This window comes from Bordetella sp. (assembly GCF_057362025.1).
The window spans coordinates 1-7804 of sequence record NZ_JBMQQZ010000051.1 but is presented as its reverse complement, the minus strand read 5'-3'; the positions used below and the strand labels follow the sequence as shown (position 1 = coordinate 7804).

The following is a 7804-nucleotide window of genomic DNA, read 5'->3' as shown; positions in this document are numbered from 1 at the left end:
TTCATCGATATCGAAACGCCGATGCTGACCAAGAGCACGCCCGAAGGCGCGCGCGACTATCTGGTGCCTTCGCGCGTGAACGCCGGCCAGTTCTTCGCCTTGCCGCAGTCGCCGCAGCTGTTCAAGCAGATGCTGATGGTGTCGGGTTTCGACCGCTACTACCAGATCACCAAGTGCTTCCGCGACGAGGACCTGCGAGCCGATCGCCAGCCCGAGTTCACCCAGATCGATTGCGAAACCTCCTTCCTGAACGAAGTAGAGATCCGCGAGATCTTCGAAAGCATGATCCGCCATGTCTTCAAGGTGGTGCAGAACGTCGACCTGCCGCAGCCGTTCCCCAGCATGACCTGGACCGAAGCCATGCGCCGCTATGGGTCGGACAAGCCCGACCTGCGCGTGTCGCTGGAATTCACCGACATCAGCGACATCATGCGCGATGTGGATTTCAAGGTCTTCGCGACCGCCGCGGCCACCCCGGGCAGCCGTGTCGTGGCCCTGCGCGTGCCGGGCGGCGGCTCCCTGTCGCGCAGCGAAATCGACAGCTATACCCAGTTCGTCGGCATCTACGGCGCCAAGGGCCTGGCCTGGATCAAGGTCAACGAAGCCGGCAAGGGCCGCGACGGCCTGCAATCGCCCATCGTCAAGAACATCCACGACGCGGCGCTGGCCGAGCTGATCAAGCGTACGGGCGCCCAGGACGGCGACATCATTTTCTTCGGCGCCGACAAGGAAAAGGTCGTCAACGATTCCATCGGCGCGCTGCGTGTCAAGATTGGCCACAGCGAATTCGGCAAGACCTCCGGGCTGTTCACGCCCGGCTGGCGCCCGCTGTGGGTCATCGACTTCCCGATGTTCGAATACGACGAGGAAGAAGGCCGCTACACCGCTGCCCACCATCCCTTCACCAGCCCCAAGGACGGCCACGAGGACTTCCTCGAAACCGATCCCAGCAAGGCCTACGCCAAGGCCTACGACATGGTGCTGAACGGCTGGGAAATCGGCGGCGGCTCGGTGCGTATCCATCGCGAGGAAGTGCAGAGCAAGGTCTTCCGCGCCCTGAAGATCAACGCGGAAGAAGCGCGGCAGAAGTTCGGCTTCCTGCTGGACGCGCTGCAGTACGGCGCGCCCCCGCACGGCGGCATCGCCTTCGGCCTGGACCGCATCGTCACCATGATGAGCGGCGCCGAGTCGATACGCGACGTCATCGCTTTCCCCAAGACGCAGCGCGCGCAGGATCTCCTGACGCAGGCGCCTTCGCCGGTCGACGAAAAGCAGCTGCGCGAATTGCACATCCGTTTGCGCAACGCGGAAGTGAAATGACCATGCGGTAAGCTGGGGCCATGTCCATCCTGCGCGTCGTCAGCTACAACATCCACAAGGGCCGTTCCGCGCTGGGCGCGCGGGACTCCCTCAAAGAGCTGCGCCTGGGGTTGTACGGACTGCGCCCGGACCTGGTCTTCCTGCAGGAAGTCCAGGGCCGCAACGAAAGCCGCAACGTGCTGGATGCCCAGCACATGTCGCTGGCCGCGGCGCTGCACATGGACATGTGCTACGGCCGCAACGCCATCCGCAACCAGACCGACCACGGCAATGCGCTGCTGTCGCGTTATCCGATCCTCGAACACGAAAACCAGGACATCTCCGATCACCGGCTGGAGCAGCGCGGGCTGCTGCATGCCACGGTCGAAGTCGCCGGCCGCGAAGTGCATTGCTTCGTGGTGCACCTGGGCCTGTTTTCCGGCAGCCGCACGCGGCAGATCCAGGCCCTGGTCGATCGTATCGACCGCGTGGTGCCGGCCGGCGCGCCCATGGTGATCGCGGGCGACTTCAACGATTGGGGCGACAGGCTGGCGCCCTTGTTCGTCCAGCGCCTGGGCGTCTACGAAGTGTTTTCCCATGCGCCCAAGCTGGTCGGCGGCGAAGGTCCGCGCCTGCGCGAGAGCATGCGGCGGCTCAGCAACGTGCTGCGCGGCGTGCCGAACAGCCTGGCCATGCTGGAGCGCAGCAATCAGCTGACGGCGCAGGGCGGTCTGCGCGACGCGCCACCGCCGCGTACCTTTCCCGCCGTGTTCCCCTGGTTTCGCCTGGATCGCATCTACCAGCGCGGTTTCGGCGTGCGCAGCGCGCGCGTATTGCGCGGGCGCGCCTGGGCCAAATTGTCGGACCACTCTCCTTTGCTGGCGGAGCTCGAATTGCCGTGAAGTCCAGGCCGCTGCGGTTGCACTGGTCGGAAGGCAATGCGATCCGGCTGCTCAAGAACGGCGCGGAATTCTTCCCCGCCCTCTGCGAGGCCATCGATGCCGCCCGCACGGTGGTCCACCTCGAAACCTACATCTTTACGCTGGACCGCACGGCGCAACAGGTACTGGCCGCGCTGCAACGCGCCTGCGCGCGCGGCGTGAAGGTGCGCGTGGTCATCGATGGCTTCGGCAGCTGGGAATGGGTGCACGAGGTACAGCGGCGCCTGCTGGACGCCGGCGCCCAGTGCCGCATCTTCCGGCCGGAACCGGGCTGGCCGCGACGGCTGCTGTTTTCGCGCAGCCGGCTGCGCCGCCTGCATCGCAAGGTCACGGTGGTCGACGGACGCGTCGCCTTCGTCGGCGGTATCAACATCGTCGACGATTATGACGATTTGGATCCGACCGATGGCATCGACGCCAACCCGCGTTTCGATTTCGCGGTAGAGGTTCAGGGGCCGCTGGTCGCCCACGCCATCCATGCGCAGGACCTGCTGTGGATACGCCTGAACCCGGCCGTCCTGCGACGCGGCGAAATGGCCGCCGCGCGCCGGCGGCTGCGACGCCCCGAATTCCAGCCGCTGGCCGAGCCGCCCGGACGCCTGCGCGCCGCCCTGGTGCTGCGCGACAACCTGCGCTGGCGCCAGACCTTCGAACGTGCCTATCTCTATGGCATCGCGCGCGCCCACCGCGACATCCTCATCGCCAATGCGTACTTCTTTCCCGGCCTGCGCTTTCGCCGCGCGCTCAAGCGTGCCGCCGCCCGCGGGGTACGGGTGCGGCTGCTCTTGCAGGGCAAGGTGGAATACCGCCTGCAGTACTACGCCACCCATGTCCTGTACGCCGACCTGCTGAACGCCGGCATCGAGATCTACGAGTACATGCCCGGCTATCTGCACGCCAAGGTGGCGGTGATCGACGACTTCGCCACCGTCGGCTCGTCCAACCTGGACCCTTTCAGCCTGCTGCTGGCGCGCGAAGCCAACGTGGTCGTCGACGATGCCGGTTTCGCGCGCGAACTGTACGGCAGGCTGGAGGAAGAAATCGCCAATGGGGGCATGCTGGTCCGTACGGCCGACCATCAGCGGCGCAGCCTGCTGCGGCGGCTGGCCGATAACGTCGCGTACACCTTGCTGCGCCTGGGCGTGGCCCTGACCGGCCAGTCCTCGGGATACTGACCCGCCTCGTTTCCCCAGGGCGCGTCGCTCCGCGGGTGGCGGGATGGCGCGAATCGCTTCGCTTGCGTACGAGGCGGTCTGTAAGCCGCGCGGGCCACGCCGGCCCCACGCCGCAGGCCGCGATTGTCGCCGTGCCGCGCATCCCCCACAATCTCGTTGGATCCGTCCTGGACGTACAAGCTGGCAAAGGTCGCGCCTTCTCAAGGAGACATTCGTCATGAACACCGCTGCAGAGACCCAACCCGGGCCGCATACCCCCGCGGCGGGACATGCCGCCCCCCCTCGATTTGCCCCGCGCATCCGCCGTGTCGCCATCCTGGGCGCCGGCGTCATGGGCGCGCAGATCGCCGCCCATTGCGTGAACGCACGCATTCCCGCGGTGCTTTTCGATCTGCCCGCCGACGGCCCCGATCGCAGCGCCACCGCGCGCAAGGCCATCGAAGGGCTGGCGCGCCTGAATCCGGCGCCGCTGGCCGCGGCCGAGCTCGCGGCGCACATCCGGCCCGCGAACTATGACGAAAACCTGGACCTCCTGGCCGGCTGCGACCTGGTCCTGGAGGCCATCGCGGAACGCCTGGACTGGAAGCAGGACCTCTACCGGCGCATCGTTCCCGCGCTCGCCCCGCACGCCGTATTGGCCACCAACACGTCCGGCCTGTCCATCGATGCATTGGCCGCGACGTTGCCCGAAGCCATGCAAGACAGGTTCTGCGGCGTCCATTTCTTCAATCCGCCGCGCTACATGCCGCTGGTCGAATTGATCCCGGCGTCGCGCACGGACGCCGCCCTGCTGGACAGCCTGGAAACCTTCCTGACGACCGACATGGGCAAGCGCGTCGTCCGCGCCAAGGACACCCCGAATTTCATCGGCAACCGCATCGGCGTATTCGGCATCCTGGCCGCCATGATCGAAGCCGAACACCACGGTCTGGCCTACGACGTCGTCGACGAGCTGACGGGTTCCCGCCTGGGCCGCGCCAAATCCGGCACCTTCCGCACGGCGGACGTGGTCGGCCTGGACACGCTGGCCCACGTCATCCATACGATGCAGACCGGCCTGCCGGACGACCCCTTCCACGCGGCCTTCGCCACCCCGCCCGTGCTGGCGGCGCTGCTGGAGCAGGGCGCGCTCGGGCAGAAGACCGGGGCCGGGTTCTACCGCAAAGAGGGCAAGACCATCCTGCGCCTGGATCCCGCCACCCGCCAATACGTCGCGTCCGATGCGCGGCTGGAGGAAGCGACCGTCGCCGCGCTGGCCGAGCGCGACCCCGCGCTGCGGCTGCGCGCCTTGCACGATTCCACCGAGCCCCAGGGCCGATTCCTCTGGGCCCTGCTGCGTGACACCTTCCACTATTCCGCCGTCCATCTCGCCGAGATCGCCCACACCGCGCGCGATGTCGACTTCGCCCTGCGCTGGGGCTTCGGGCACGCGAAAGGGCCTTTCGAGATCTGGCAGGCGGCCGGCTGGACCACGGTCGCGGAATGGATACAGGAAGACATCGCCCAAGGCCGCGCCCTGTCGCCGGTGCCGCTGCCCGATTGGGTCATGCGCGGCCCGGTGCCCGAGCACGGCGGCGTCCATACCGCCGGCGGCTCCTGGAATGCGGAGGTAAAAGCATTCCAGCCGCGCCGCGAATTGCCCGTCTATCGACGCCAGCTCGCGCCCCCGCGCCTGATGGGAGAAACGCACGAGGCGCCGGGCCGCACGGTGTACGAGGACGCGGCGATCTGCCTCTGGACCCTGGCGCGGGACGGCCACGACGATATCCTGATCGCGTCGTTCAAAAGCAAGATGCACACCATCAGCCCCGCCGTCACGCAGGGCCTGCTGCGGGCCGTCGACCTGGCGGAAGAGCGCTACCGCGGCCTCGTGGTGTGGCAGACCGGCCAGCCGTTCTCCGCCGGCGCGGACCTGCAGGCCATGCTGCCGGCGTTCATGCAGGGCGGACCGGCCGCGATCGAACCGATGGAACGCGACCTGCAGCGCGTCGCCCAGCGCTTGCGCAGCGCGCTCGTGCCCACCGTCGTCGCGCTGTCCGGGCTGGCCCTGGGCGGCGGCTGCGAAATCGCCGTGCATGCCTCTGCCCGCGTCGCGCACCTGGAAACCCATATCGGCCTGGTCGAGGTCGGCGTCGGCTTGGTCCCGGGCGCCGGCGGCCTGGCCTATTGCGCCCGGCGCGCCGCCGAACAACGTGCCGCCTGCGCGCCGGACGCCCCCCTCCTGCCATTCCTGCAGAAATTCGCCGAGGCCATCGCCACCGCCAAAGTCTCGCGCTCGGCCCTGGAGGCGCGACAGATCGGCTACCTGCGCGAAACCGACCCCATCGTCATGAACGAAGACGAGCTGCTGCACGTCGCCATCGGCCACGCCGCCGCGCTGGCCGACGCCGGGTGGCGGCCGGCGCTGGACGCGCCATTCCCCGTGGCCGGCACGGACGGCGCCGCCACCTTGTCGGCACAGTTGGTCAACATGCGGGATGGCGGATTCATCTCGGAGTACGACTACGAACTGGGCCGTACCGTCGCCCACGTCATTTGTGGCGGCGACGTCGACGCGGGTACTCTGGTGGACGAAGAATGGATGCTGGCCCTGGAACGACGCGCATTCATGCGCCTGCTGGCCAATCCCAAGACGCACGAGCGCATCATGGGAATGCTCAAGACCGGCAAGCCGGTGCGAAACTAAGGATGCCCGTGCGCGCGGCCTCAGGCCTGGGCTTCCAGGCTGCCTGGTAGAAGGAGACACGCCATGACACGAACCTTGCAAGACGCCTACGTCGTCGCCGCCACGCGGTCGCCGGTGGGCAAAGCCCCCAAGGGCGCACTGCGCCACATGCGTCCGGACGACCTGTTGGCCGACATCCTGCGCGCCACGCTGGCGCGGGCGCCGACGCTGGATCCCGCCGCGATCGACGACGCCATCATCGGCTGCGCGCGGCCCGAAGGCACGCAGGGACTGAACGTCGCCCGCATCGCCGTCCTGCTGGCGGGCCTTCCCGACCGCGTGCCCGGCATCACCGTCAACCGCTTCTGCGCGTCCGGACTCAGCGCCATCGCCATGGCCGCCGACCGCATCCGCGTGGGCGAGGCCGACGTCATCATCGCCGGCGGCGTCGAATCGCTCAGCCAGGTTCCCATGATGGGGCACACGCCCTCGTTCTCGCCGCGTATCTTCGCCAGCGAGGAAGACATCGGCATCGCCTATGGCATGGGCCTGACCGCCGAACGTGTGGCCGAACAATGGAAGATCGGCCGCGAGGCGCAGGACGCCTTCGCCCTGCAATCGCACCAGCGCGCACTGGCGGCCCAGGATGCCGGCGAATTCGACGAGGAAATCGCCCCGGTTGCCACCGTTGCCCGCCGGGCCGACTTGCGGTCCGGCGACATCGACATCGTCCAGAGCGACTTCACGCGGGACGAAGGCCCGCGCCGGGACACCTCCATGCAGGCGCTGGCGCGGCTGAAGCCCGTCTTCGCCGCACGTGGCAGCGTCACCGCGGGCAACAGCTCGCAAACATCGGATGGCGCCGGCGTGCTCATCCTCGCCTCCGGGCGAGCCGTGCGCGACCATGGACTGGTGCCGCTGGCGCGCTTCGTCTCCTTCGCCGTGCGCGGCGTCGCGCCGGAGCTCATGGGCATCGGCCCGAAGGAAGCCATCCCCGACGCCCTACGGCTGGCGGGCCTGACCCTGCAGGACATGGACTGGATAGAACTGAACGAAGCCTTCGCCGCGCAGTCGCTGGCCGTGATCGGCGACCTGGGCCTGGACCCGGGCAAGGTCAACCCGCTGGGTGGCGCGATCGCGCTGGGGCATCCGCTGGGCGCCACCGGTGCCATCCGGGCCGCGACGGTCGTGCATGGCCTGCGCCGCCGTCAGGGCAAGTACGGGATGGTGACGATGTGCGTCGGCACCGGGATGGGCGCGGCGGGCGTGTTTGAAAGGGTGTAAACGCGCACCTTCCCGCCCGAGCGTTCAGGCATTGGCCGTCTTTCGCCCCCTGACCAGCCCCAATGACAGCGCCGTGCCCACCAGGATAATCGCCGCGCCCAGCAATATCGTCCCGGTGATCGCTTCGTCCAGCAGCAGCGTGCCCCACAGCACCCCGAACACCGGCACGAGGAAAGTCACGCTGACGGCCGCCGTCGGTCCCACGCTGGCGATCAGCCGGAAAAACATCACATAGGCGATGGCCGTGCATACCAGCGCCAGCGTGATCGTCGCCCCCCAGGCTTGCATCGATACCGGCTCGACCGGCCAGGTCCAGATCGCGAAGGGCATCAGCAGCAGCGACGCGCTGACCATGCTGCCGGTCGCGCCGCTCAATGCGTCCACGCCGGCCAGATAGCGCTTCGTGCTGTTGGCCGCAATGCCGTAGCACAAGGGCGCCA

Annotated in this window: 6 protein-coding genes; 5 read left to right on the top strand and 1 reads right to left on the bottom strand. The window is 68.0% G+C overall.

Going from position 1 to position 7804, the window contains the following annotated elements; translation table 11 throughout:
* From aspS to ACO1P8_RS10165, 5 genes are all read left to right on the top strand, one after another.
* On the top strand, positions 1–1320 hold a 1320-nt coding region (gene aspS, locus ACO1P8_RS10185; RefSeq protein WP_486295770.1), incomplete at its 5' end, for an aspartate--tRNA ligase.
* A gap of 20 nt (positions 1321–1340) precedes the next feature.
* Positions 1341–2201, top strand: a complete 861-nt coding sequence (locus ACO1P8_RS10180) for an endonuclease/exonuclease/phosphatase family protein (RefSeq protein ID WP_486295769.1) — start codon at positions 1341–1343, stop codon at positions 2199–2201.
* Positions 2198–3415: a cardiolipin synthase ClsB gene (gene clsB, locus ACO1P8_RS10175; RefSeq protein WP_486295768.1), complete on the top strand. Its 1218-nt coding sequence runs from the start codon at positions 2198–2200 to the stop codon at positions 3413–3415. Before ACO1P8_RS10180 ends, clsB begins: the two co-directional genes overlap by 4 nt.
* A gap of 217 nt (positions 3416–3632) precedes the next feature.
* Positions 3633–6101 (top strand): 3-hydroxyacyl-CoA dehydrogenase NAD-binding domain-containing protein, encoded by a 2469-nt coding sequence (locus tag ACO1P8_RS10170; RefSeq protein ID WP_486295767.1) that lies wholly within the window; start codon positions 3633–3635, stop codon positions 6099–6101.
* A 63-nt stretch (positions 6102–6164) separates the two neighbouring features.
* On the top strand, positions 6165–7364 hold the full coding sequence (locus ACO1P8_RS10165; protein ID WP_486295766.1) for an acetyl-CoA C-acyltransferase: 1200 nt from the start codon (positions 6165–6167) through the stop codon (positions 7362–7364).
* Between the two features lie 24 nt (positions 7365–7388).
* Here ACO1P8_RS10165 and ACO1P8_RS10160 read toward each other — a convergent pair.
* On the bottom strand, positions 7389–7804 hold a 416-nt coding region (locus tag ACO1P8_RS10160), incomplete at its 5' end, for a DMT family transporter (protein ID WP_486295765.1).

Excerpts from the sequence above, each read along its gene's own strand:
- ACO1P8_RS10180 (WP_486295769.1), top strand. The coding sequence starts at position 1,341 with ATGTCCATCCTGCGCGTCGTCAGCTACAACATCCACAAGGGCCGTTCC.
- ACO1P8_RS10170 (WP_486295767.1), top strand. The coding sequence starts at position 3,633 with ATGAACACCGCTGCAGAGACCCAACCCGGGCCGCATACCCCCGCGGCG.
- ACO1P8_RS10165 (WP_486295766.1), top strand. The coding sequence starts at position 6,165 with ATGACACGAACCTTGCAAGACGCCTACGTCGTCGCCGCCACGCGGTCG.